The organism is Brevibacterium sp. CFH 10365, assembly GCF_009299785.1.
Classification (GTDB): Bacteria; Actinomycetota; Actinomycetes; order Actinomycetales; family Brevibacteriaceae; genus Brevibacterium; species Brevibacterium limosum.
The window spans coordinates 1-25,945 of sequence record NZ_VIGO01000007.1 but is presented as its reverse complement, the minus strand read 5'-3'; the positions used below and the strand labels follow the sequence as shown (position 1 = coordinate 25,945).

The 25,945-nt window shown below is 62.7% G+C and carries 19 protein-coding genes and 2 rRNA genes; 8 read left to right on the top strand and 13 right to left on the bottom strand.

All coding sequences use genetic code 11. The features are described from left to right. Nucleotides 1-68: 68 nt before the first annotated feature. The 5 genes from FHG09_RS14655 to purU form a co-directional block, all read right to left on the bottom strand. Nucleotides 69-1,328, bottom strand: a complete 1,260-nt coding sequence (locus FHG09_RS14655) for a hypothetical protein (RefSeq protein ID WP_152348409.1) — start codon at nucleotides 1,326-1,328, stop codon at nucleotides 69-71. Further along, the gene (locus tag FHG09_RS14650; protein WP_152348408.1) at nucleotides 1,325-2,470 is read right to left on the bottom strand and encodes a hypothetical protein; all 1,146 of its coding nucleotides are present in this window, start codon (nucleotides 2,468-2,470) and stop codon (nucleotides 1,325-1,327) included. The genes FHG09_RS14655 and FHG09_RS14650 overlap by 4 nt, the downstream gene beginning before the upstream one ends. Before the next feature lie 11 nt (nucleotides 2,471-2,481). Further along, nucleotides 2,482-2,904: a hypothetical protein gene (locus FHG09_RS14645; RefSeq protein ID WP_152348407.1), complete on the bottom strand. Its 423-nt coding sequence runs from the start codon at nucleotides 2,902-2,904 to the stop codon at nucleotides 2,482-2,484. Next, nucleotides 2,891-4,513, bottom strand: coding sequence for a phenylacetate--CoA ligase family protein (locus FHG09_RS14640; protein WP_152348406.1), 1,623 nt, complete (start codon nucleotides 4,511-4,513; stop codon nucleotides 2,891-2,893). The genes FHG09_RS14645 and FHG09_RS14640 overlap by 14 nt, the downstream gene beginning before the upstream one ends. Nucleotides 4,514-4,717: 204 nt before the next feature. After that, nucleotides 4,718-5,569: a formyltetrahydrofolate deformylase gene (gene purU, locus FHG09_RS14635; RefSeq protein WP_152348405.1), complete on the bottom strand. Its 852-nt coding sequence runs from the start codon at nucleotides 5,567-5,569 to the stop codon at nucleotides 4,718-4,720. A 168-nt stretch (nucleotides 5,570-5,737) separates the two neighbouring features. Here purU and glyA point away from each other — a divergent pair, with 168 nt between their 5' ends. Beyond that, nucleotides 5,738-7,012: a serine hydroxymethyltransferase gene (gene glyA, locus FHG09_RS14630; RefSeq protein ID WP_152348404.1), complete on the top strand. Its 1,275-nt coding sequence runs from the start codon at nucleotides 5,738-5,740 to the stop codon at nucleotides 7,010-7,012. Next, complete coding sequence (locus FHG09_RS14625) at nucleotides 7,012-7,902, top strand: bifunctional methylenetetrahydrofolate dehydrogenase/methenyltetrahydrofolate cyclohydrolase (RefSeq protein ID WP_152348403.1); 891 nt, start codon at nucleotides 7,012-7,014, stop codon at nucleotides 7,900-7,902. Before glyA ends, FHG09_RS14625 begins: the two co-directional genes overlap by 1 nt. Before the next feature lie 92 nt (nucleotides 7,903-7,994). On the opposite strand, the gene FHG09_RS14620 is transcribed toward FHG09_RS14625, so the two are convergent. Beyond that, entirely contained in the window at nucleotides 7,995-8,483 is a 489-nt protein-coding gene (locus FHG09_RS14620) for a GNAT family N-acetyltransferase (protein WP_152348402.1), read from the bottom strand. Nucleotides 8,484-8,569: 86 nt separating this feature from the next. Here FHG09_RS14620 and FHG09_RS14615 point away from each other — a divergent pair, with 86 nt between their 5' ends. After that, on the top strand, nucleotides 8,570-9,385 hold the full coding sequence (locus FHG09_RS14615; protein ID WP_152348401.1) for an exodeoxyribonuclease III: 816 nt from the start codon (nucleotides 8,570-8,572) through the stop codon (nucleotides 9,383-9,385). Nucleotides 9,386-9,609: 224 nt separating this feature from the next. Here the strand turns inward: FHG09_RS14615 and FHG09_RS14610 are convergent, their stop codons facing one another. Together FHG09_RS14610 and FHG09_RS14605 are read right to left on the bottom strand one after the other, a co-directional pair. Next, the gene (locus tag FHG09_RS14610) at nucleotides 9,610-9,846 is read right to left on the bottom strand and encodes a YbdD/YjiX family protein (protein ID WP_152348400.1); all 237 of its coding nucleotides are present in this window, start codon (nucleotides 9,844-9,846) and stop codon (nucleotides 9,610-9,612) included. Further along, nucleotides 9,843-12,065: a carbon starvation CstA family protein gene (locus FHG09_RS14605; RefSeq protein WP_152348399.1), complete on the bottom strand. Its 2,223-nt coding sequence runs from the start codon at nucleotides 12,063-12,065 to the stop codon at nucleotides 9,843-9,845. The genes FHG09_RS14610 and FHG09_RS14605 overlap by 4 nt, the downstream gene beginning before the upstream one ends. A gap of 223 nt (nucleotides 12,066-12,288) precedes the next feature. Between FHG09_RS14605 and trpS the strand changes: the two genes are divergently transcribed. Together trpS and FHG09_RS14595 are read left to right on the top strand one after the other, a co-directional pair. Beyond that, the gene (trpS, locus tag FHG09_RS14600; RefSeq protein ID WP_152348398.1) at nucleotides 12,289-13,287 is read left to right on the top strand and encodes a tryptophan--tRNA ligase; all 999 of its coding nucleotides are present in this window, start codon (nucleotides 12,289-12,291) and stop codon (nucleotides 13,285-13,287) included. A gap of 2 nt (nucleotides 13,288-13,289) precedes the next feature. Next, nucleotides 13,290-14,339 carry an App1 family protein gene (locus FHG09_RS14595; RefSeq protein WP_152348397.1) on the top strand — a complete coding sequence of 350 codons (1,050 nt, stop codon included), beginning with the start codon at nucleotides 13,290-13,292 and terminating at the stop codon, nucleotides 14,337-14,339. Between the two features lie 109 nt (nucleotides 14,340-14,448). Here the strand turns inward: FHG09_RS14595 and FHG09_RS14590 are convergent, their stop codons facing one another. The 5 genes from FHG09_RS14590 to FHG09_RS14570 form a co-directional block, all read right to left on the bottom strand. Beyond that, nucleotides 14,449-15,420 (bottom strand): NAD(P)H-dependent flavin oxidoreductase, encoded by a 972-nt coding sequence (locus FHG09_RS14590; protein ID WP_227492793.1) that lies wholly within the window; start codon nucleotides 15,418-15,420, stop codon nucleotides 14,449-14,451. 241 nt (nucleotides 15,421-15,661) lie between these two features. After that, a complete protein-coding gene (locus FHG09_RS14585) occupies nucleotides 15,662-16,438 on the bottom strand; it encodes an enoyl-CoA hydratase (RefSeq protein ID WP_152348395.1) in 777 nt (258 codons plus the stop codon). Continuing rightward, on the bottom strand, nucleotides 16,435-17,490 hold the full coding sequence (locus FHG09_RS14580; protein WP_152348394.1) for an enoyl-CoA hydratase/isomerase family protein: 1,056 nt from the start codon (nucleotides 17,488-17,490) through the stop codon (nucleotides 16,435-16,437). The genes FHG09_RS14585 and FHG09_RS14580 overlap by 4 nt, the downstream gene beginning before the upstream one ends. A 1-nt stretch (nucleotide 17,491) precedes the next feature. After that, on the bottom strand, nucleotides 17,492-18,658 hold the full coding sequence (locus tag FHG09_RS14575; RefSeq protein WP_152348393.1) for an acyl-CoA dehydrogenase family protein: 1,167 nt from the start codon (nucleotides 18,656-18,658) through the stop codon (nucleotides 17,492-17,494). A gap of 199 nt (nucleotides 18,659-18,857) precedes the next feature. Beyond that, nucleotides 18,858-19,373 (bottom strand): MarR family winged helix-turn-helix transcriptional regulator, encoded by a 516-nt coding sequence (locus FHG09_RS14570; RefSeq protein ID WP_152348392.1) that lies wholly within the window; start codon nucleotides 19,371-19,373, stop codon nucleotides 18,858-18,860. A gap of 52 nt (nucleotides 19,374-19,425) precedes the next feature. Between FHG09_RS14570 and FHG09_RS14565 the strand changes: the two genes are divergently transcribed. From FHG09_RS14565 to FHG09_RS19855, 3 genes are all read left to right on the top strand, one after another. Further along, nucleotides 19,426-20,100: an SOS response-associated peptidase gene (locus FHG09_RS14565; RefSeq protein ID WP_413773153.1), complete on the top strand. Its 675-nt coding sequence runs from the start codon at nucleotides 19,426-19,428 to the stop codon at nucleotides 20,098-20,100. Between the two features lie 672 nt (nucleotides 20,101-20,772). Then, nucleotides 20,773-22,305: ribosomal RNA gene (locus FHG09_RS14560) — 16S ribosomal RNA — on the top strand. 397 nt (nucleotides 22,306-22,702) lie between these two features. Beyond that, nucleotides 22,703-25,937, top strand: a 23S ribosomal RNA gene (locus tag FHG09_RS19855). The 16S and 23S rRNA genes sit together here, the layout of an rRNA operon. Nucleotides 25,938-25,945 lie beyond the last annotated feature (8 nt).

The following is a 25,945-nucleotide window of genomic DNA, read 5'->3' as shown; positions in this document are numbered from 1 at the left end:
GCAGGTGTGAATTACCTGAGTGCCTACCTGCTGTGAGGATACACCTCGAAGTGCCTCCGACGGCAGGGCTAGAGCGGTGACAATCGGGGTGCACGGGGGACCGGCGTCGTGGAGGCGCCCACCGTGAATGCGGCGATCGGTCGGTCGAACCCCTGACTGTGGGTGCGGTCGGCCGCCGGGTCATCGTCGAGCGCGTTCCGCGTCCGGCCACCGTCCTGAGCCTGTTCTCTTTCCCGTTCCCGTTTCCGTGCTCGAACGCGAAGGCAGGTCGCCAGTTCGCTCCGGACAGTCGGGCTGTCCTTGAGCTCGGAATGGACATCGACGCGCAGCCCGTGCCGGTCGAGCGTCAGCCAGACCCGCAGCAGGATCCGTCCGATCTCGACCTCGTCCGCGGCCGACAGCGCCGGTCGGTCGGGGACACAGAGGACCAGATGATGAGGCTGTCTTCGCTCGGGACGAGCTGCCGCCGCGGGTTTCGTCGCCGCAGACGCCCGGGGGAACCTGTCACGCAGCGAATGAGTCAGCATCGCGAGTCGTGACCTCGCGAACGGCTTCATCGCCGCGCCTGCCAGCGAGACCGGTGTGAGGCCTGCCGATGCCAGGCCGACGATCCAGGGATGCAGCCAGGGCCGATCGAGGACTGCTGCGGCTCGCGCGGCCACCGCGGGGATGCGCAGACACTCGGCGGTGAGACCGTCCTGGCGGTAGCGCGGATCGTCGGTGTCGAAGCGCAGCCAGCGCAGGGTCTCTGCAAACACCGACCGGTCACCATAGGAATGCAGTGCGGCTCGACGCAGCCATCTGCGCCAGGCGCGGTCGGGGATCTCCACCAGGCGCACCGCTGTTTCGGACATGGCGTGGCGGCAGATCGCCGTGGCCTCGGCGAAACGGGCATCGGCCCGGACCAAGGGGCCGCGGTCGACCTGTCGATGGCGGAGGTCGGCAGCCGTGAACGTGGGCCACGCGTTCCCGTCCGTCGCTGCCGAGTCCGTCCCGGTGGGGTCTGCCTTGGATTCCGCTGGGGTGAGGCGCAATCGGATGTCCACGGCGGGACCGCGCCCGCGGACGGCGACCGATTCGGTGTGCACTCCCGCCTCGGCGGCGGCGATCGCCAACGATTCGATCCAGCAGCCCATGCTCAGGTGGAGATCCTCCCCGCGCGGGTCCCCGTGCGGCAGTGCGCGAGCGGGATCGACGCCGACCCGCACCTCGGCGATCGCGGGCGTGCAGTCCGTGATCTCGGGTACCCACGGCTGGGTGTTGTGGGCGGAGGGGGCGGAGGCCGCGACGGCCAAGAGCGATTCGACGAGGGTGGTGGACAGCATCATCGGCGCTCCTCAGACGGGGGCAGGCTGCGATCGACGAACACGAGCCGGTGCATCTCCCTGCCGCCGGAGCGGGCGAAGACCGCCGCCGAGGCGGGATTGTCGTCGGCGATGAATGTGACGCGCAGCCGTCGATATCCGTTGGCGATCAGTGCCGAGTTGAGTTCGCGGATGGCGAGGCTGAGCAGGCCTGACCCCTGATGTCGGGGGTCGGTGCCCTGAATGACGAGCACGGCGTCTCTCATCGTGCGGCGGTGCCGGAGCAGGTCGACAACGGCTCGGACACCGAGGCGGCCGCCGTGGCGGCGCAGGGTCGGCACCGGGTCGGGGACGACGAGTGCGAAGCATCGAGGCGGGGCCTCGGCGGGATCGTCCGCACCGGTGATATCGACGATGAGATCAGGATCCATCAGTGCGGACAGTCCCTGCATCTGCGAGCGCAGCTGCTCGGGTGAGATGTCTGTGTAATAGGGCAGATCGGAAAAGGCCGCGTTGAGAGTCGGCAGCAGCCGGTCGGCGAGGCGGCGCAGGCCGAACCGAGAGACGTGGCGGCGACGCAGACCTCGTCTGTCCCATTCGGCGGCGGTGACCGCGGTGGCCCGGGTCGCAGGTATGGAGCCGACGGGCAACTCCCACGTGTGCGCGGGACCCCAGGCGGCGAACCCGGCCTCGGCGAAAGCCGGCCAATAGAAGGCGGGATTCCATGCGGTGTCGAAGAAGCCGGGACGGTGCTGACCCTCGGTGAGCAGGCCGCCGGTGACGTTCGGCAGTGGTGAGACCGGACCGAAGATCCGCGGTGCTGCCACTTGCTCGGCTCGCTCGACGAGGAAGGCAATCAGCTCGCCCAGCGCCTGCGCGTCGGCGGCTTCGACGGCACCGAAGAACAGAGGCGGTGCGGAAACCTCATCGGTGTGCAGTCTGGCCGCCAAGGCAGCCGAGCGGTGGCACATGACTCGGGCCGCCGCTTCTCCCGCACCGTCGTCGAACAGCCACAGTTCGACGGGTTCGTCGAACCAACCTCGCCCAGCGAACCAGTCGCGGATATCGGCGGCGAAGAGAGGGACATAGTGGTCCTCTTCGCCGCGCGCCCGCGACAGGCGCGGGGCCAGGTCGATGAATTCCGCGAGATCGGCCCGGGAGCTCACCCGCCGCGGTCTCATTCGGAACTGAGCTTCGTGAACTCGTCGATCATGCCCAGCCGGCCGTCCTCGGCCCGGTACTCACCATTCGTGTATCCCCATTCCTCAGCCGTGAGGATCCGGATGAAGCCGCCTCGGGCCGGGGAGTCCTTGCCGTTTCCGACCAGCCACTTCATGATCTCTCGATGTTCGGGTGTCCGCGCATACGCCAGGAGATCGTCCTGGGTGGCGAAGGCGACCATCAGCCCGATCCGGTCGGGGAACTCGAAGTAGCTGCGATGCCACAGGTATCCGGCGGAGGCTTTCAGCCCTTTGGCCACCCGCGGCCACCGCCGCAGCTGGCCCATCATCGCCAGCGGATTGCGGTAGCGGTTCGCACCGAGGAAGAACGCCTCGGCGCGGGCCTGGGGCGGGGCCTGGGAGAAATCATTCGATCGCATTGTCACCCTCCTGTGTTCTCTGCACATAGACGTTCTTGATCTTCGTGTTCGCCGTCGCGAACGGACCGGTGGCGTGAGCATGGATCTCGACGTGGATCTCCGCGGTGGTCGGGTCCTCCTCCAGACTCTGCGCGAAGTCCCTCGACACCGACGCCAGATGCCCGAGCACCCCGGCCCGGATCGTCTCCGCGAGCTCGTGCCGTGCGGCAGCGGACATGGTCGGTGCTTCTTCCCGCAGCTGGATGTGCAGGGCCGGGCGCTGTTCATGGCCGGCGATCTCGCGCAGCTCGATGCGGAAGGACTCGATGAGGTGGGCCCGGGGATTGTCGCGGTAGAGCCCGTTCTCGATGTCGAGGGGGTAGATATTCGCGCCCATATACGAGATCGTCGAATCCGCGCGCCCGAACAGCAGCACGAACGGCAGCTTCATCCCGTTGCCGGCGAACGCCGCCGAACAGGCCCGCGCCAGATCCGGATGGCGGCGGGTGAGTTCGACCATCGTGGGGAAGTCGATGAGCGTGGCCTCGTCGCCGATGTTGTAGCGCAGCCGAGGACTCATCACCGCGGCCGAGTTGATCGTGACGACCAGTTCACCCTTCTCCGTGGTCTCCAGGTAGGTCTCCAAGGGGTTGTACTGGAAGACCATCGGCACCCGCGACTCCTCGGGGCCGAGCACATCGGCACGGAAGTCGAGATCGTGGGCAAGCGCCCGGCGGATGACGACGGAGAGGTCGGATTCGCCGGCCATCCCGATCGTCAGGTCGCTGGCCCCGTACCCGGAGTACACCCGGTCGAAACGCACCTCGAGGTAGTCGCGCAGACCTTCCGTCATCGCCTCTCCGCCGACGAACCCGTTGAGCCGGTAGTCGGCCCATCTCTCGGGTTCGGAGTCCAACCGGTCGACGAGATGTTTGAGGAACGGGGGATAGGCGCTGATGAGGTAGGTGTGGTTCGGTCCGAAGTGCTGCATCGTGTCGAGGATCTTCTCGAGATCCGGGCCCGTGTTCTTCACCATCGCCACTTTGGCCATGGCCAGCCCCGTGTTCGTCCCCGTCGCCCAGGCCCCCATCGAGAAGGCGTTGATGCAGAACAGGTCCGTGTGGTCGAAGAGCATCGTGACGTAGCCGGCGACATTCCTATGGACGGTGTCGAGCTCCTTCTTCGACCGCATCCAGTTGAACGGGGTGCCCGAGGACCCCGAGGACTCGTCGACGACGGTGCCTATGCGGTCGATCCGGCCGCCCCAGCAGCGATGCTCCTCGCTGTAGCGGCGAACGAACTCGTCCTTCGACGTCGGTGTGTAGGCCTCGAGGTCCCACCACCGGAACTCGAATCCGGAGCGGGCCAGGTAGTCCTGGTACGCGGGCACATCGAGGGAGGCCTGCTGGCAGATCATCCACGCGTTGAGTCTGGCGAAGGGCTCGAGTCTCGGGTTGTAATGGCGGGCGGTGAAGCGCCAGATCGCCGGATGCGCCCGGTAGGCGCCGTAGGCTGCGGTGAGTCCGACGTTCGCCAGGCGCAGCACGGCCTGCCGGGCCAGGTTCACCGGACCGCGGGGGATGGGCAGACGGCGGAGTTCGGCTTCCGGTGTGAGGTGGGTCTCTCTCATGATCCGAGGCTAACCCAGCCTCTGGGCCCAGGATACGGAAAAACGGAAGTTGTGTCAGAACCGCATCAAACGACGACGCGGACCACGACGATCACCGAAGCGGTCCACCGAACGACGGAGCACCTCGGCGAGGCATTCTGACACGGCAGTTCCCCTCACCGAGGCGGCTCTGTGAGGGTCTGGCCACCTCGGCGAGGTGACGGCTCAGTCGAAGACGACCGTGCGGTGACCGTCCATGAGGACCCGGCCCTCCGCATGCCAGGCAACGGCCCGGGCGAGCACGGCAGCCTCGACGTCCTGACCGTGTCGGACGAAATCGGCGATCGCCTGATTGTGATCGACGCGGGCCACATCCTGTTCGATGATCGGGCCCTCGTCGAGGTCGCTGGTGACATAGTGTGCGGTCGCGCCGATGATCTTCACACCCCGGGCATGCGCCTGATGGTACGGTTTCGCGCCCTTGAAGCTGGGCAGGAACGAATGGTGGATGTTGATGACCCGACCCTCGAGGCGGTCGCAGAGCTCGGGCGAGAGGATCTGCATGTACCGGGCCAAGACGATGAGTTCGACATCGAGCTCGTCGACGAGGACCGAGAGCCTCGCCTCGGCTTCGGCCTTCGTGTCCCGGGTGATCGGAACATGGTGGAAATCGTGGCCGTGGAACTCGGCGAGCGGGCGCAGATCATCATGATTGCCGACGACGCCGACGATGTCGATGGGCAGCTGACCGGCCGAATGACGGAACAGCAGAGTATTGAGGCAGTGCGCGGCCTTGGAGACCATGATCAGGGTGCGGGTCTTCTTCTCCACCGGCTGCAGGCTCACGGTCATCGAGAACGGGGGAGCCACCTCGGCGAGGGCGTCTTCCACGGCCCGGGCCGTGATCTCAGCGGGCGTCGAGAACTGCAGGCGCAGGAAGAACTGACGGGAGTCAGGAGAGGAGAACTGCTGGGATTCGGTGATGTTGCCGCCGAGGCCTGCGAGCACCCCGGTCACGGCATGGACGATGCCGGTCGAATCGGGGCAGGTGACTCTCAGGATCCATTCGCAGCTCATGGTCTCGATCCTAATCGGTGGACGTGGATTCCACCCATCCGGTGTCGGCATCCGGATCGCAGTCGCGGCCCCAGAACAAGGCGACGTCGCTGTTAGCATGGTGCCGGGTGACGGCCGCAGTCTGCGCGCTGTCTCGCTCCCATCATCGGATGCCACAGGAGAGTACTCATGACCGAAAACTCGATGCAGGCTTCGCTTGCCGACATCGACCCGCAGATTGCCGAAGTCCTCGACCTCGAGCTGGGCCGCCAGCGTTCGACGCTTGAGATGATCGCCTCGGAGAACTTCGTCCCCCGCGCCGTGCTCGAAGCACAGGGGTCGGTGCTGACGAACAAATACGCCGAGGGCTATCCCGGTAAGCGCTACTACGGCGGCTGCGAATACGTCGACGTCGCAGAGAACCTCGCCATCGACCGCGCCAAGAGCCTCTTCGGAGCCGAGTACGCCAACGTCCAGCCCCACTCGGGAGCCTCGGCCAACGCTGCAGTCATGCACGCTCTGGCCCGGCAGGGTGACAAGATGCTCGGCCTGTCCCTGGCCCACGGCGGCCACCTCACCCACGGCATGAAGATCAACTTCTCCGGCCGCCTCTACGATGTCGCCTCCTACGAAGTCGACCCCGACACCCACCGCATCGATATGGACAAGGTGCGCGAGAAGGCTCTCGAGCATCGACCCGATGTCATCGTCGCCGGCTGGTCGGCCTATCCCCGTCAGCTGGACTTCCAGGCCTTCCGAGACATCGCCGACGAAGTCGATGCGAAGCTGTGGGTCGATATGGCCCACTTCGCCGGACTCGTCGCCGCCGACCTGCATCCGAACCCCGTGCCCTTCGCCGACGTCGTGTCCTCGACCGTGCACAAGACCATCGGCGGTCCCCGCTCCGGTTTCATCCTCGGCAAGGAGGAATACGCGAAGAAGCTCAACTCCGCCGTCTTCCCCGGCCAGCAGGGCGGACCGCTCATGCATGTCGTCGCCGCGAAGGCCGTGGCCTTCAGACTCGCAGCCTCCGCGGAGTTCAAGGAACGTCAGGAACGCACCGTGCGCGGTGCCCAGATCCTGGCCGAACGCCTGCTGGCCTCCGATGTGGCCGAAGCCGGAGCCACCGTGCTCACCGGCGGCACCGATGTCCACCTCGTGCTCGTCGACCTGCGCAACTCCGCCCTCGACGGACAGCAGGCCGAGGACCTCCTCCACTCGGTCGGCATCACCGTCAACCGCAATGCTGTGCCTTTCGACCCGCGCCCTCCGATGGTCACCTCGGGGCTGCGCATCGGCACCCCCGCCCTGGCCACCCGCGGATTCGGCGACGACGAGTTCACCGTGGTCGCCGACGTCATCGCCGAGGCGCTCAAGCCCGGAGCCGACGTGGAGGCGCTCGCCGCCCGCGTGAAGAAGCTCAGCGACGATTTCCCCCTCTACGAAGGCCTGGAGCAGTACTGATGAGTGCACAGATCCTCGACGGCAGAGCCTGCGCGAAGCAGATCAAGGCCGAACTCACCGAGGCGGTGGCGGCCCTGGCGGAATCCGGGATCGTCCCGGGCCTCGGCACCGTCCTGGTGGGGGAGGACCCGGGATCGACGTGGTACGTCGCGGGCAAGCACCGTGACTGTGCCGAAGTCGGGATCCACTCGATCCGCCGCGACCTTCCGGAATCAGTGAGCCAAGACGAGCTGTTGGCCGTCATCGACGAGCTCAACAACGATGACGCCTGCACCGGCTACATCGTGCAGCTTCCGCTGCCGGACCACATCGACACGGACACGATCCTCGAAGCCATCGATCCGGCCAAGGACGCTGACGGTCTGCACCCGACGAATCTCGGGCGCCTCGTGCTCAATGTCAATTCGGAGATCACCACACCGCTGCCGTGCACTCCGCGCGGAGTCATCGAACTGATCACGCGCAACGGGATCGATCTGGCCGGCAAACACGTCGTGGTCATCGGTCGCGGGGTCACCGTGGGTCGGTCCATCGGCGCCCTGCTGACCAGGCGTGAGCACAACGCGACGGTGACGCTGACACACACCGGCACACGAAACCTCGACGAGCTGCTGGCTCAGGCCGATGTCATCGTCGCGGCCGCCGGTGCCGCCCGAATCGTCAAGGCAGAGGCCGTCAAGCCCGGTGCGATCGTCCTCGACGTGGGCGTCTCCCGTGAGACCGACCCGGAGACGGGAAAGTCGAAGATCGTCGGAGATGTGGATCCGGCGGTCGCCGAGGTGGCGTCCTGGGTCTCACCGAACCCCGGAGGCGTCGGACCGATGACCCGAGCCCTGCTGCTCAAGAACGTCGTCGACACCGCTCAGCGAGCCGCCGCAATCCCCAGTTGAAAACCCCAACTGCTACCTGACGGCGGCCCAGCAACCTCGCGCAAGGTTGCTGGGCCGCCGTCAGGTAGTTCTGGGAGGTGGCTGCCGGGCGGTCAGTCCTCAGCGAGCTTGAGCTCGAAGAAGACACGCGGGTTGCCGACACCGGCATAGTCCTCGATGAGTTCGCCGTTGAACCCCATGGATGAGTGGAAGGAGATCGCGCCCGACGATTCCGGCAACGTCGTCGCCTGGACCGAATCCACACCGAGGTTGCGCGCGTGGTCGATGAAGTGCTGGTAGAGGTGACGACCGATTCCCTGGTGCCGGAAATCGGTGCGCGCTGCCACCAGGTGGATGTAGGCGGGTCCGTCGTGCGGGATGACGCCGAGGAGGTACCCCACGATCTCGGAACGGTAGCGGGCGACGAGTCCCGAGGTCACGAACTGACGGAACCAGTAGGCGTCGTGGTCACCGCTGAGGTCGCGGTCTCCCCAGAAGTTCGCCTGGGCGTCGAGCAGGAATTCGCGCATCTCGCGGGCGTCGACCTCATCGAGCGGACTGATGCTCAGCTGCTCGGTTTCGATAGTTTCGTCAACGGCCATTGCGCCTCCTGATGTGTTCGTTCTTACCCTCACTCTATAACGCCCTGTCCCTGAAGAATAGTGCGCTCCATGTCATCATAGATCACATGATTCGGATTGCTTCAGTCAACGTCAACGGAGTCCGCGCAGCATGGCGAAAGGGGATGCCCACCTGGGTCGATGCAGCGAAACCCGACTTCATCACCCTCCAGGAGGTGCGCGCTGCCAACGACATCGCGCACGGTGTCCTCGCCGACACCGGCTACACCACGATCAGCCATGATGCCGAAGCCAAGGGCCGCGCCGGCGTCGCCGTGATGGCGCGCACCGAACCGGAGGCGGTGCGTGAAGGACTCGGCGACGACGGCTACTTCGACCGTGCCGGGCGGTGGGTGGAGACGGACTTCCGCCTCGGTGACGGAACACTGCTCACCCTCGTGTCCGCCTACGTCCATTCCGGTGAGGCCGACACTCCCAAGCAGGATGACAAGTACCGGTTCCTCGACCGCATGATCGAACGGATGCCGCAGCTGGCAGAGACCGCCGACCATGTGCTCATCACCGGCGACCTCAACGTCTGCCACACCGAGCGCGATCTGAAGAACTGGAAAGCCAACCGAAAGAAGTCGGGATTCCTGCCCGAGGAACGCGCCTACTTCGACAGGTTCTTCGGCGAGATCGGCTATGCCGACGTCCACCGCCGTCTCAGCGGCGACGTCGACGGCCCCTACACCTGGTGGTCGATGCGCGGGCAGGCCTTCGACAACGACACCGGATGGCGCATCGACTATCACATGGCCACCCCGAACCTGGCCGACACCGCAGTCAAGGCCACCGTGGACAAGGCCGACAGCTGGGCCGAACGCTGGTCGGACCACGCTCCGCTGGTCATCGACTACGACCTCCCGGCCGTCAGGGCCTGAAACAGACAGACCCTCGCCGAGGCGGCTGTCCGAGATCTGTACACCGCCAGAGGCGCTGAGGTCGTTCCGCGGCACCGCGGCAGACCGCACCGCGGCCATACCGCTTCCTCGCGGCAGACGGTACTGTGAGTCACAAAGAGCCCGGGTGCTCAGGACGAAGTGTCCTGAGCACCCGGGCTCTTGAATGACTGGTCGCCGATCAGAGGCTCCGGCGATTGAGCACCTCAGCAGCAGCGGGCCTTGGGATTGCGATCCTGCTCATCCGTGAGATCACGCCAGAAGGCCTTCTCCTCCATCGCTCCCTCACGGGTGCCGTGGCGGCGTTCGTAGGACTCGAGGTAGTGGATGTAGGCGTTCTCGCCCATGATCTCCTTGAGGTACCAATGCAGCCAGGAGACGCCTCCGCGCAGGGATCCCCATGGATCGCTGGCGATGCGGCTGAGCGGATGTGCGGTGCTCATTCCTTCTGCCTTCCTGCTGCGTGCTCGTCCCACTGTGCCTGCAGCTCACGCTCGGGCTTGCGAGCGATGAGACCGGCCGGGGCGAACATCTTCGTCTCGACGAAGGGTTCCTCCGTCGTCGGCAGGGAACCCTTCTTGATGGCCTCGATGGACTTCCAGACTGCCATGACGACGACCATTGCGACAAGGAGTGCGAAGACGATCGACAGGGTGCCCTGGACGAAGGTGTTGCGCACGACGGCGCTCATCGCTTCCACGCCCTGGGTGTTGCCCATCGAGGTCTCCCCGGCCGCCAGCGCGTCCTTGTAGGCGAAGTGCTGAGCCCAGTAGCCGAGCTTGGGGTCGGAGGAGAAGATCTTCTGCCAGGAGGCGACCATCGTGACCAGCAGGTCCCAGACGAGGGGAATGCCGGGGATCCACGCCCATTTGGCCAAGCCCATCTTGCACACGATGGCGAAGATGACGGCCAGGGCGATCGCGGCCAGCAGCTGGTTCGAGATGCCGAAGAGCGGGAACAGCGTGTTGATTCCGCCGAGGGGGTCGGTGACTCCCATGAGCAGGATCGATCCCCAGGCGGCGACCATGATCGCAGTCGTCAGCCAGGCGCCCGGCGTCCACGAGGGATCCCGGAAGCGCTTGGAGAAGTTGCCGAGCGCATCCGAGAGCATGAAACGGGCGACGCGGGTGCCCGCATCGATCGTGGTCAGGATGAACAGCGCCTCGAACATCACGGCGAAGTGGTACCAGAACGACATCCAGGCCGGCCCGCCGAAGACATTGTGGAGGATGTGCGCCATTCCCATGGCCAGCGTCGGGGCACCTCCGGTGCGCGAGACGATGCTCTCCTCACCGACGTCCTTGGCCGCCTGGTCGAGGACCTCCGGGCTCGTCTCGACCCCGGACATGCCCAAGGAGTTGTTGATGAAGTCCGAGGCTCCTTGGACCGTCCCACCGGTCAGCGGTTCGGCGGCGTTCATCGCGAAGTAGAGACCCTTGTCGAGGCAGATCGCGGCGACCAGGGCCATGATCGCGACGAAGGACTCCATGAGCATTCCGCCGTACCCGATGAGGCGAGCCTGCGTCTCCTTCTCGATGAGCTTCGGCGTCGTGCCCGAGGAGATGAGGGCGTGGAAGCCCGACAGCGCTCCGCAGGCGATGGTGATGAACAGGAACGGGAACAGGGCGCCTGCGAAGGCCGGACCCGCCGTGTTGAACGCGAACTCGGTCAGAGCGGGCATCTGCACGGTCGGGTTGACGATGAGGATGCCCACGGCCAGCAGCACGATGGTGCCGATCTTCATGAACGTCGACAGGTAGTCGCGCGGGGCCAGCAGCACCCACACGGGCAGCACGGCGGCGAGGAAGCCGTAGATCATCAGGCACCAGGCCAGAGTCACCTTGTCGAGGTGGAAGACCTCGGACCAGAACGGGGAGTTGTGGACCCAGCCGCCGGCGATGATGGCGATGACGAGGAGCACGATGCCGATCACCGAGGTCTCGATGACCTTCCCGGGGCGCAGGTAGCGCATGTAGATGCCCATGAACACAGCGATCGGGATGGTCATAGCGATGGAGAAGACGCCCCAGGGGCTTTCGGCCAGAGCGTTGATGATGACGACGCCGAGGACCGCGATGAGGATGACCATGATGAGGATGATGCCGATGGAGGCGATGATCCCGCCGGTGCGTCCGAGCTCGTCACGGGTCATCTGGCCCAGGGAGCGGCCGTTGCGGCGCATGGAGAAGAACAGCACCATATAGTCCTGGACGCCGCCGGCGAGGACGACGCCGAAGACGATCCACAGAGTTCCGGGCAGATAGCCCATCTGTGCGGCGAGGATCGGTCCCACGAGCGGGCCCGCACCGGAGATCGCAGCGAAGTGGTGGCCGAACAGGACGCGGCGGTCGGTCGGCGCAAAATCGCGGCCGTTGTCGTTGAGCTCTGCGGGGGTGGCACGTTTCGGGTTCGGACGGCAGATCTTCCATTCGATGAGCTTCGCGTAGAAGCGGAAGCCGATGAGGTAGCTGCCGACGGCGGCGGCGACGAACCAGCTGGCGGACAGCTCTTCACCGCGCACGAACGCGATCATCGACCAGCCCGCACCGGCGATGAGGGCGATGACCACCCAGAGCACGATCTTCGCCGGCGTCCAGCGTGGCTTCTCGACCACGGCGACCGGCGGCAGGTCGTCCTCGGTCTTGATGTATTCGACCGACATAGTCCTCCTCCTTGAGAGATGACGCATCAGGATTATTGAGTACTCAGCATGATCGGACCGTCGCTGGCCACTGCTCGACAGATGTTCGAGGACTGGGAGACACCTTGGTGAATCATGTGATCTGCTACGTCACTATACCGCTGGTGCGCATGTATGCGTGATCCCCGACACCAGACCGAGCACCTGATCAGACCCCGACAAGGGGAGATGGCATCATAGGACTATGACGAACTCTTCACAGCCGCGCACTGTCTCAGGTATCCAAGCCACCTCCGATTCCCTTCACCTGGGCAACTACATCGGAGCCCTGCAGCAGTTCGTGACTCACCAGGAGTCGCACGACGCCTTCTACTTCATCGCGAACATGCACGCGATCACCGTCGAGCAGGATCCTGCCGAGCTGCGGGAGCGCACCCTGCGCACTGCTGCGCAGTTCATCGCCGCCGGCCTCGACCCGGAGAAGTCGACGATCTTCGTCCAGTCCCAGGTGCCCGCCCATCCGCAGCTGTCCTGGGTCCTCGAATGCACCACCTCGATGGGCGAGGCGAGTCGGATGACCCAGTTCAAGGACAAGTCCGCAAAGCAGGACCATGTGTCCCTGGGGCTGCTCACCTACCCGGCGCTGATGGCCGCCGACATCCTCCTGTACAACCCGCAGCTCGTTCCCGTCGGTGAGGACCAGCGCCAGCACCTCGAGCTGACCCGCAACCTCGCCGAGCGCTTCAACTATCGTTTCGGCAAGACCTTCACCGTGCCCGAGGCGCAGATCCTCAAAGCGACCGCGAAGATCTACGACCTGCAGAACCCGGGCGCGAAGATGTCGAAGTCCCAGCCCAGCCCGCAGGGCCGCATCGACATCCTCGACGATGCGAAGGCCCTGACGAAGAAGATCAAATCCGCCGTCACCGATGACGGAACCGAGATCGCCTTCGACCCGGAGAGCAAACCGGGAGTGTCGAACCTGCTGACCATCTACTCGTCACTGACCTCGCGTCCGGTCGACGATATCGTCGCCGAATACGAAGGGAAGATGTACGGTCACCTCAAGGTCGACCTCGCCGAGGTGGCCGTGGAGACCCTGACGCCCGTGCGGGAGCGTACGGTGGAACTCCTCGAAGACCGGGCCCAGCTGCAGACGATCCTCGACCGCGGGGCCGAGAAAGCCAGTGCCATCGCCGAGGCGACCCTGCGCGAGGTCTATGACAAGATCGGCTTCATCTGATCGTGGCGAAGAAGAAGCCCGAAGAGGGCCCGCTCAACCTCACACCGGATATGCTCCACACCGCTGCGCGGGTGGAGGACCGGTTCAATGGGTGGATCCAGAATCGGGCCACCGACCACGCCTACCATCGCACCGTCATCGCCTACGACACTTACGGCGGGACCGGGTGGGTCCGGGTGCTCGGGCGTCTGGTCCTCACCCCGAACGGCCAGCCGGCCGCCGATGTCCACGCGAGCATCCGCGGGTGGAAGTCCTTCGTCAGCGTGCCTCTGCCCAATGACACCGCATGGGTGCGCGTCAACGACGAAGAGCATATGGTCACCTCCGACCGCGGCGGCATCATCGACACCGTGATTCCCGGCGAGTTCGAACCGGGGGAGACGGAGATCGAATTGTGGACCGACGGTTCGCTCGTCGACTCTGCGGCGGTTCGCATCATCGGCGAGGACTCGACCTTCGGCATCATCTCCGATATCGATGACACGGTCATGGTCACCTCGCTGCCCCGGCCCTTCCTCGCCGCCTGGAACACCTTCGTCCTCAGCGAGCATGCGAGATCCCCGGTGGCGGGAATGGCCGTACTCTATGACCGGATCACCTTCATGCGCCCGGACACTCCGATGATCTACCTGTCGACGGGGGCGTGGAACTCGGCGCTGACGCTCAAACGCTTCCTCTCCCGCAATCTCTACCCGATGGGTCCGCTGCTGCTCACCGACTGGGGTCCGACGACGACCCGCGTGTTCCGGTCGGGCAAGGAACACAAACGCAACTCCCTGGAACGTCTGGCCAGGGAATTCCCATGGATGAAGTGGCTGCTCATCGGTGATGACGGTCAGAACGACGAGGAGATCTACGGTGAGTTCGTCGAGAACCACCCGAAGAACGTCGCCGCTGTCGCGATCCGGCAGCTCACCGTCGGCGAGGCGGTGTGGGCCGGCGGCCGGTCGAAACGACATGGTCGCGGCCAGGGTGTGCCGTGGATCTATGCTCCTGACGGTGCGGGCCTGGCCTCCCGTCTGACCGAACGCGGAATCATCTCGACCATCTGAACGGAACCTCACCGCTACCTGACGGCGGCCCAGCAACCTGGCGCTGGGTTGCTGGGCCGCCGTCAGGTAGCAATTGAGGCCGAGGTGGTCTTTGAGGTGCTCGGTCGGGTCAGCGCAGCTGTGCGATCAGCTGCTGCTTCGCCTCATCGAACTGGGCAGCGAAGGCCTCGACGAGCTCACCGGTCGTCCGCTTCTGGCCGAGTGCGCCGATGCCCTGGCCCGAACCCCAGATATCGCGCCACGCCTTCGAATCCGAATCAGGATCGGAGCCGAAATCCATCTTCATCGGGTCGGCATCGGGCAGATTGTCCGGGTCGAGGCCCGAAGCGACGATGGATCCGCGCAGGTAGTTGCCCTTGACCCCGGTGAAGTAGTTCGAGTACACGACGTCATCGGCACCGGATTCGACGATCATCTTCCGGTAGTCTTCGACGACATTGGCTTCGGGTGTGGACAGGAAGGCCGAACCGACGTAGGCGAGGTCGGCACCGGCCGCCAGAGCGGCGAGGATCGAACGTCCGTGGGCGATGGCGCCCGACAGCAGCAGCGGGCCGTCGAACCAGGAACGGATCTCCTGCACGAGAGCGAACGGCGACTGAGCTCCGGCGTGCCCGCCGGCGCCGGCGGCCACGGCGATGACTCCGTCGGCGCCCTTCTCCACGGCCTTGTGGGCGAAGCGATTGTTGATGACGTCGTGGAGGACGATGCCGCCGTAGGAATGGACGGCCTCGTTGACCTCTTCACGGGCACCGAGCGAGGTGATGACGATGGGCACCTGGTGGCGGACCACCTCGGCGAGGTCGGCCTCGAGGCGATTGTTCGACCGATGCACGATGAGGTTGACGGCGAACGGGGCAGCCGGTCGATCCGGATTCGCCGCAGTATGGGCGGCATTCGATTCGGTGATGTCGTCGAGCCAGTCGGTCAGCGCCGATGCCGGCCGCGCGTTGAGCGTGGGGAAGGACCCGACGATTCCGGCCTGGCACTGAGCCTTGACGAGCTCGGGTCCCGAAGCGATGAACATGGGGGAGCCGACGACGGGCAGACGGAGTTGGGAGCGCAGATCGGTGAAGGAACTCACGGTGCCTCCTTGTGAAGATGAATGCATAACTCCACTCTAACTGAACGTTTGTTAAATGCGATGCGTGACACATTGCCCGGTGATGTATCCCGGCCCTGATTGTCCGACCGAACACCGGATTCGCAGAAGCCGCACGCGTGCCTCGAACCGCAGCCGAAACGACAGCGGTGCAGACTCCGCAATGGAGTCTGCACCGCTGGGATCGCAATCGGCCGAGGTTCGAACGGCTCCTGCGAAGAACTCAGGAATCCGTGAAGTTCGGGTCCCGCTTCTCGACGAAGGCAGCCATGCCCTCGGACTGATCGTTCGTGGCCAGTGAGGAGTGGAAGAGGCGACGTTCGTAGCGCAGGCCCTGTTCGAGGGTCGTCTCGAACGCGGTGTTCACCGCTTCCTTGACCATCGCCGAGGCGATCCGGGACTTGTGAGCGATCGTCTGTGCGATCTCGTTGGCTGTCTCCAGCAGCGCCTCGGGCTCGACGATGCGAGCGACGAGACCGGAGCGTTCGGCCTCCTCGGCACCCATCATCCGTCCGGTCAGGCACATGTCCATGGACTTGGCCTTGCCGATGGCGCGGGTCAGGCGCTGCGATCCGCCCATGCCCGGAAGCACACCGAGGTTGATCTCCGGCTGGCCGAACTTCGCCTTCGTCGAGGCGATGAGGATGTCGCCCATCATCGCCAGTTCGCAGCCGCCGCCCAGAGCGTAGCCGCCGACGGCGGTGATGACCGGCTTGCGGACATCGGTCAGCCGGGTCCAGCCGGCGAACCAGTCGGCCTTGTACGCGGTGGAGAAGTCGAGGCTCGACATCTCCTTGATGTCGGCGCCGGCGGCGAAGGCCTTCTCGCTGCCGGTGATGATGATCGCCTTGACCGAATCATCGGCGTCGAAGGCGGTCGCGGCATCGGTGATGTCGGTGAGCACCTGCAGGTTCAGCGCATTGAGCGCCTTCGGCCGGTTGATGGTGATCGTCGCGACTCCGGAGTCGACGGCGGTGAGGATGGTTTCGAATTCGCTCATGAGAACACCTTGTCTTCGTGGTCGGTGGTGAGGATGGAGTGGACCTGTGCGTCGCTGACTTCGGCCAAGGCAGCAGGGTTCCACTGCGGATTGCGGTCCTTGTCGATGACCTGTGCGCGGATGCCTTCCTTGAGGTCCGGCAGTCCGGTCAGGGCCACGGCGACGCGGTAGTCCTGTTCGAGGACTTCGGCCAGGGTCATGGACGCGGCCCTGCGGATCGCGGCCAGGGTCACCTTCACCGAGGTGGGGGCCTTCGTGCCGATGAGCTCCGCGGTGGCCTGCGCGTCGGGGTTCTCGTGCGCGCCGAGAGCCGCGACGATGGCCTCGGCGTCATCGCCGACGTAGCAGGCGTTGATCCAGTCGGCCGCCTCGGCGAGATCATCGGCAGGAGCCTCTCCGACGTACTTGCCGAGGACGGACTCGAGGTCCTCACCGGCGGTGAGGTCGGCGATGAGATCGGGGATCTGTGCATCGGGGACGAAGCAGTCGGCGAGCCCGAGGCTGATCGCGGTGCCCCCGCCGACGGGCTGCCCGGTGAGCGCGAGGTGCGTGCCGAACTCTCCGGGACCATTGGCCAGCAGGTGGGTGCCGCCGACGTCGGGGAAGAGCCCGATTCCGGTCTCCGGCATTCCGATCTTCGTCGAATCGGTGACGATGCGGTGCGATCCGTGTCCGGAGATGCCGACTCCGCCGCCCATCGTGATGCCGTTCATGATGACGACGTAGGGCTTGGGGAACTCTGAGATCGCGTGGTTCATCTTGTATTCGCGGTTCCAGAACCTCGCGTTCTCGTCGCTGCCGGCCACGATGTCGTTGTACACGGCCTTGATGTCGCCTCCCGCGCACAGTCCGCGTTCCCCGCGGCCGGTGACGAGGACGAGCTTGACCGCGTCATCGTCGCGCCAGGCCTTGAGGGCGTCATCGATGCGTGCGACCATGTCCTGGCTGAGCGCATTGATCAGCTTCGGTCTGTTGAGTTCGATTCGGCCGACCCCGTTGGATACCGAGGTGATGACGGAGGCGTCCGCCTGCTCTGCCGAAGGTTCTGTCATATCAGCCCACTCCTGTGCTCTTGCGCGAGATGATCACGCGCATGATTTCGTTGGTGCCTTCCAGAATCTGGTGGACTCGCAGGTCACGCACCAGCTTCTCAATTCCATACTCTGTCAGATAGCCGTAGCCGCCGTGCAACTGGAGTGCCCTGTTCGCGACTTCGAAGCCGGTGTCGGTGGCCTTGAGCTTGGCCATGGCCGAGAGCAGTGAGGTGTTCGGGTCTCCTGTGTCATAGGCGCTTGCTGCCCGCCACAGCAGGGATCGGGCACCCTCGAGGTCGGCCTGCATCTGCGCGACCTCGAAGCGCAGCGCTTGGAATCCCGAGAGCTCGGTGCCGAAGGCCTGGCGTTCGCCCATGTAGGAGACGGCTTTCTCCAGCGCCGCCTGTCCGCCGCCCAGAGAGCAGGCACCGATGTTGAGGCGCCCGCCGTCAAGTCCGGACATCGCGATCTTGAAGCCCTGGCCGGGTTCGCCCAGCATGTTCTCCTTGGGCACACGCACGTTCTCCATGATGACCTGGCGCGTCGGCTGGGCGCGCCAGCCCATCTTCTGCTCGTTGGGGCCGAAGCTCAGGCCTTCCATGCCCTTCTCCAGGATGAAGGCGGAGATCCCCCGTGCACCTTCCTGACCGGAACGCGCCATGACGAGGTAGGTCTCGGACGTGCCGGCACCGGAGATGAACTGCTTGGCTCCGTTGAGCACATAGTGATCACCGTCCTCGCGGGCGGACGTGCGCAGAGCGGCGGCGTCGGAGCCGGCGTTGGGTTCGGTCAGGCAGTAGCTGCCGAGGTGCTCCATGGAGACGAGCTTCTCGAGGTACTTTGCCTTCTGGTCGTCATTGCCGAACTTGTCGATCATCCACGCGACCATGTTGTGGATGGAGATATAGGCGGCGACGGACGGGCATCCGGTCGACATCGCTTCGAAGATGAGAGCGGCATCCATCCGGCCCATTCCGGTTCCGCCGGATTCTTCGCTGACGTAGATTCCGCCCATCCCGAGGTCGGCGGACTTCCTGATCACATCGACTGGGAAGAAGTGCTCGGCGTCCCACTCGAGGGCGTGCGGGGCGATCTCGGTATCGGCGAACTCGCGCACCATCCCGGCGACGGTCTGCTGTTCGTCGGTGAGACCGAAAGGTAGGGCAGCGGCTGTACTGCGGGACATGATTCCTCCAAGAATCGGACGCGTATGTGGTGTTCGACACCACGATACGTCCATATTACTTGGACATCCAACTAATTTCTCGCCGAGGTGGCCCCTCCGTCCGTCCACCGACCGACGGTGGGGTGGTGGAGCGGTTTCCGGGGTGAGCGCCTGCGGTCGATTCCGTCGCCGCAGCCGGCGCCGTCTGCGGCGGTCCGGTTCAGCTGTCGGTATCCAGGCCCGAACGCAGCATTTCGAGATGGGGGAGCAGAGAGTCGAGGTCGATCCCGGCGAAATCGGGGGAGGAGAACACCTCGGCGTTGAGTGCCGTCGTCGCTTGGGCGGCGAGCTCTCGTCCGGCATCCGTGAGATCGACAAGGGTCGTCCGGCGATCATCGGGGTGGCTGCGCCTGGCGACCAGTCCGGCCTTCTCCAGACGGTCGACCGAGTTCGTCGTCGACGTCGCATGCACCTGCAGGCGAGCGGAGATCTTCGACATCGGCAGGGTGCCGGCCCTGGTGAACGACAGCAGAGTGAGGACCTCATAGCGCGAGAACGTCAGCGCGAAGGGTTTGAGCGCAGCGTCGACTCGAGCCAGGAACAGCTGGTGGATCCTCATCACCGAGATCACTGTCGTCATTCCGTCGGCTGCGTCGTCCCATCCGTGGGCCAGCCACTGCCGACGGGACTCTTCGATCGGATCGAATCCGGTGCCTGTATTCTCTTCTGCCGCCATTGTCGACAGTGTAGTGAAGTGAGAAGATGGGCGCATGTGCGGTCGACTCAATATGTCTTTCGATCCGGCAGACCTCGCCGACGAGCTGCGGTTGGACGTCGTCTCCTATGACTACACGCCACGCTTCAACGTGCCGCCGGGATCATTCGTGCCGATCGTCGTCGAACGCCTCGACGAGGATGCTCAGCTGCACCGTCGGCTCGAAACCGCCTCCTGGGGACTGGTCCCGGGCTGGGCCAAAGACCCCAAGATCGGTTTCAAGGCATTCAATGCCCGTTCCGAGTCCGTGCTCGAAAAGCCGATGTTCCGGCAGGCCGTCAAGCGCCGTCGCTGTGCATTGCCGATCCCGGGCTACTACGAATGGGAGAACACAGAGGACGGCAAGCAGCCGTGGATGATGACCGCCGCCGGCAAGGACCCTCTCTTCATGGCCGGGCTCTTCGAATTCTGGAAGCAGCCGGATGAGACCTGGCTGGTCTCCGCGACGATCTTGACCATGGAATCCGCAGGGCACCTCAGCGATGTCCACCACAGGATGCCGGTGTTCCTCGGGCGCGACCAGATCAGCGACTGGATCGACCCGGGAGTGCTGACGAACGATGTGCCGGGCCTGCTGGGAGCGACTCTCGACCAGGTCGATCCCGCGAGCGTGACTCGACACAAGGTCGGCAGAGCGGTGGGCAACGTCCGCAACGATTCCCCGGAGCTCGCCGAACCCGTGGCGTGAGTCTGTCCACCTGTCACCTGAACCCTCAGGCAGCTGTCGTCGGAATTCGGTCCGAACCTGTTTCCTCGAGTGCTGATCTCAACCCCGCATTGCAATGAGTGCGACCGATCTGAGGGCCGTTGCTCTGGTCGTTCTCGCCCGAGATGTCGGGGATCCGTAGGTCAGGGGAGAGGGTGCGGTCGGAGCGGTTTTGCAGGTGGCCGCAGATGTGTGTATTGTTGTCCAGGTTGCCAGGACGCAAGGAACGGCAGCAGTCGCTCTGATCGGGGACGATGCGAGCAAATCGAAGGTGAACTTCGAGTTGCGCGGATCAGAACAAGCATGTAGAGTAGACATCCGCTGGCACAGCGAGTCGCAAGACGAAAAGTGCGCAGAGAAACTGATACCCCCAGTGAACACGCTGCTTTTGTGTGGTGTGGTGATGGGTGTGTGTTTGTGGTTTGAGAATCCAATAGCGTGTTTGTTTGAACAAGTTGTGATGCCAGAATATTGTATTTTTCTGGTGAGACAATCACCTGATCGAACATGTGGTTCACCCTGGTGGGTGGTTCTTCGCCGAACCGTCCGCTGTTTGTGGGTGGATGGTGTGTTTGGTCGGGATATTTTTTGGTCAACCTTCTCACCCCGTGAGGGGTTGGCTGTCTTGCTGGGATTCATTCGTAACATAATTTTTTTATGGAGAGTTTGATCCTGGCTCAGGACGAACGCTGGCTGCGTGCTTAACACATGCAAGTCGAACGCTGAAGCCGGGTGCTTGCACCTGGTGGATGAGTGGCGAACGGGTGAGTAACACGTGAGTAACCTGCCCCTGATTTCGGGATAAGCCTGGGAAACCGGGTCTAATACCGGATACGACCGGAGAAGGCATCTTCTCTGGTGGAAAGTTTTTTCGATCGGGGATGGGCTCGCGGCCTATCAGCTTGTTGGTGGGGTAATGGCCCACCAAGGCGACGACGGGTAGCCGGCCTGAGAGGGCGACCGGCCACACTGGGACTGAGACACGGCCCAGACTCCTACGGGAGGCAGCAGTGGGGAATATTGCACAATGGGGGAAACCCTGATGCAGCGACGCAGCGTGCGGGATGACGGCCTTCGGGTTGTAAACCGCTTTCAGCAGGGAAGAAGCCGTAAGGTGACGGTACCTGCAGAAGAAGTACCGGCTAACTACGTGCCAGCAGCCGCGGTAATACGTAGGGTACGAGCGTTGTCCGGAATTATTGGGCGTAAAGAGCTCGTAGGTGGTTGGTCACGTCTGCTGTGGAAACGCAACGCTTAACGTTGCGCGTGCAGTGGGTACGGGCTGACTAGAGTGCAGTAGGGGAGTCTGGAATTCCTGGTGTAGCGGTGAAATGCGCAGATATCAGGAGGAACACCGGTGGCGAAGGCGGGACTCTGGGCTGTAACTGACACTGAGGAGCGAAAGCATGGGGAGCGAACAGGATTAGATACCCTGGTAGTCCATGCCGTAAACGTTGGGCACTAGGTGTGGGGGACATTCCACGTTCTCCGCGCCGTAGCTAACGCATTAAGTGCCCCGCCTGGGGAGTACGGTCGCAAGGCTAAAACTCAAAGGAATTGACGGGGGCCCGCACAAGCGGCGGAGCATGCGGATTAATTCGATGCAACGCGAAGAACCTTACCAAGGCTTGACATACACTAGACCGTTCTGGAAACAGTTCTTCTCTTTGGAGCTGGTGTACAGGTGGTGCATGGTTGTCGTCAGCTCGTGTCGTGAGATGTTGGGTTAAGTCCCGCAACGAGCGCAACCCTCGTTCTATGTTGCCAGCACGTGATGGTGGGAACTCATAGGAGACTGCCGGGGTCAACTCGGAGGAAGGTGGGGATGACGTCAAATCATCATGCCCTTTATGTCTTGGGCTTCACGCATGCTACAATGGCTGGTACAGAGAGAGGCGAACCCGTGAGGGTGAGCGAATCCCTTAAAGCCAGTCTCAGTTCGGATCGTAGTCTGCAATTCGACTACGTGAAGTCGGAGTCGCTAGTAATCGCAGATCAGCAACGCTGCGGTGAATACGTTCCCGGGCCTTGTACACACCGCCCGTCAAGTCACGAAAGTCGGTAACACCCGAAGCCGGTGTCCTAACCCCCGTTTGGGGGAGGGGGCCGTCTAAGGTGGGACTGGTGATTGGGACTAAGTCGTAACAAGGTAGCCGTACCGGAAGGTGCGGCTGGATCACCTCCTTTCTAAGGAGCACACATTAAGATCCTCATGGCATGACCCGCATGTGGTCATCATGAGAGCTCAAGGGTGGAACATCACAACACTCGCTCGCCCACACAGCCTGGCTGGGGTCAATGCCCCGGGTGCGGTTGTTGATTGGGTGGGCTAGAACGAACACGTTATTGGGTCCTGGAATCACAAACCCCAACCTTCGGGTTGGGTGTGGTTTCAACCAACAGGACCAACCCGGTCATTGTGCAGCCACGGTGTGGTTGTGGGGTGGTGNNNATCGTATAGTGGACGCGAGCATCAAATGACACAATTTTTTGTGTTGTTTATGTAATGTGATTTTTCTTGTCATCATCTAGTAAAGGTGAATGAAATAATTTTTCGCGCACAGTCAGCCGGCCCCTTGGGGGTGGGTGAGTGTGTAAGAGCGCATGGTGGATGCCTTGGCATCAGGAGCCGATGAAGGACGTGGAAATCTGCGATAAGCCTCGGGGAGCCGATAAACAGGCGTTGATCCGAGGGTGTCCGAATGGGGAAACCCCGCCACTCGTGAGGGTGGTGACCCGTGTCTGAATATATAGGGCATGTGGGGGGAACGCGGGGAAGTGAAACATCTCAGTACCCGCAGGAAGAGAAAATAACAATGATTCCGGCAGTAGTGGCGAGCGAAACCGGATGAGCCTAAACCCTGTCAGTGTCAAGCGTGCTGGTTTTGCTGGCGGGGTGTTGTGGGGTGTGCATGGTCTGGTCCAGCATGGCCGGTCTGTGATGGTGTTGGTGTAGTCGAACCTGGTGGGAAACAGGACCGGAGTGGGTGAGAGTCCCGTAGGCGAAACGTCAACACGTCATGGTGTGTGCGTTGCCCGAGTAGCACGGAACTCGTGGAATTTCGTGTGAATCTGCCAGGACCACCTGGTAAGGCTAAATACTTCCTGATGACCGATAGCGGATAGTACCGTGAGGGAATGGTGAAAAGTACCCCGGGAGGGGAGTGAAAGAGTACCTGAAACCATGTGCTTACAATCCGTCAGAGCAGCATCTAGATGGCTGTGATGGCGTGCCTTTTGAAGAATGAGCCTGCGAGTTAGCGGTGCGTGGCGAGGTTAACCCGTGTGGGGTAGCCGTAGCGAAAGCGAGTCCGAATAGGGCGTCCCAGTCGCGTGTCCTAGACCCGAAGCGGAGTGATCTAGCCATGGGCAGGGTGAAGCGTGTGTAAGAGCGCGTGGAGGCCCGCACCCACTTCAGTTGAAAATGGAGGGGATGACCTGTGGTTAGGGGTGAAAGGCCAATCAAACTCTGTGATAGCTGGTTCTCCCCGAAATGCATTTAGGTGCAGCGTTGCGTGGTTCTTGCTGGAGGTAGAGCTACTGGATGGCTGATGGGCCCTACCGGGTTACTGACGTCAACTAAACTCCGAATGCCAGTCAAGGTTCAGCGTGGCAGTGAGACAGTGGGGGATAAGCTTCATTGTCGAGAGGGAAACAGCCCAGACCATCAACTAAGGCCCCTAAGCGTGTGCTCAGTGGGAAAGGATGTTCAGTTGCGAAGACAACCAGGAGGTTGGCTTAGAAGCAGCCATCCTTGAAAGAGTGCGTAATAGCTCACTGGTCAAGTGATTGAGCGCCGATAATGTAGCGGGGCTAAGTACACCGCCGAAGTTGTGGCAGCACCACAGGTACCGTAATGGTGTGGTGTTGGGTAGGGGAGCGTCGAGTTGCTGGTGAAGTCGCCGTGTGAACGAGTGGTGGAGGCGATTCGAGTGAGAATGCAGGCATGAGTAGCGAAAGACGGGTGAGAAACCCGTCCACCGGATGACCAAGGGTTCCAGGGCTAGGCTAATCCGCCCTGGGTAAGTCGGGACCTAAGGCGAGGCCGACAGGCGTAGTCGATGGACAACCAGTTGATATTCTGGTACCGACACACAACCGACAGTACCAAAACACACGAAACTAACCCCGTCGCTCACCCCTGACATCTTCGGATGTTGGTCTGGGTGAGAAATNNNATGGACAACCAGTTGATATTCTGGTACCGACACACAACCGACAGTACCAAAACACACGAAACTAACCCCGTCGCTCACCCCTGACATCTTCGGATGTTGGTCTGGGTGAGAAATGGGGGACCTGAGTGTGGAGTCGGTAAGCGTGAGGTGTGACGCAGAAAGGTAGCCAGGCCGTGCGATGGTAGTCACGGTCTAAGGTTGTAGCACGTGGGGGTAGGTAAATCCGTCCCCACATAGAGTGTGAGAGCTGATGGGCGCCCCACATTTGGTGGGGTGATCTGGTGATCCTCTGCTGCCGAGAAAAGCATCGACGTGAGGGTGTGTGTTGCCCGTACCCTATAACCGACACAGGTGGTCGAGTAGAGAATACTAAGGTGATCGAGAGAATCGTGGTTAAGGAACTCGGCAAAATGCCCCCGTAACTTCGGGAGAAGGGGGACCATCCCGGTGAACCCACTATGCGTGGGGATGTGCTGGTGGTGGTCGCAGAGGCCAGAGAGAAGCGACTGTTTATTAAAAACACAGGTCCGTGCGAAGATGTAAGTCGATGTATACGGACTGACGCCTGCCCGGTGCTGGAAGGTTAAGAGGACCTGTTAACCCGTAAGGGTGAAGCGGAGAATTTAAGCCCCAGTAAACGGCGGTGGTAACTATAACCATCCTAAGGTAGCGAAATTCCTTGTCGGGTAAGTTCCGACCTGCACGAATGGCGTAACGACTTCTCTGCTGTCTCAACCACGAACTCGGCGAAATTGCATTACGAGTAAAGATGCTCGTTACGCGCAGCAGGACGGAAAGACCCCGAGACCTTCACTATAGTTTGGTATTGGGATTCGGTGTGGTTTGTGTAGGATAGGTGGAAGACTGGGAAACCTCGACGCTAGTTGGGGTGGAGTCGATCGGTGAAATACCACTCTGACCATAGTGGATTCCTGAACTTCGGACCCTGATCGGGTTCAGGGACAGTGCCTGATGGGTAGTTTAACTGGGGCGGTTGCCTCCTAAAGAGTAACGGAGGCGCCCAAAGGTTCCCTCAGCCTGGTTGGCAATCAGGTGTCGAGTGTAAGTGCACAAGGGAGCTTGACTGTGAGACGGACGTGTCGAGCAGGAGCGAAAGCTGGGACTAGTGACCCGGCCATGGCTTGTGGAAGCGTGGTCGCTCAACGGATAAAAGGTACCTCGGGGATAACAGGCTGATCTTGCCCAAGAGTCCATATCGACGGCATGGTTTGGCACCTCGATGTCGGCTCGTCGCATCCTGGGGCTGGAGTCGGTCCCAAGGGTTGGGCTGTTCGCCCATTAAAGCGGTACGCGAGCTGGGTTTAGAACGTCGTGAGACAGTTCGGTCCCTATCCGCTGCGTGCGTAGGAAATTTGTGGAGGTCTGTCCTTAGTACGAGAGGACCGGGACGGACGAACCTCTGGTGTGCCAGTTGTTCCGCCAGGAGCATGGCTGGTTGGCTACGTTCGGGATGGATAACCGCTGAAAGCATCTAAGCGGGAAGCCTGCTCCGAGATGAGATTTCCGACCAACACTTTTGTTGGGGGAGGTGTCCTATAGATGATGGGGTTGATAGGCCGGGTATGGAAGCACAGCAATGTGTGGAGTTGACTGGTACTAATACACCGATCACTCATCAACCATCCAAA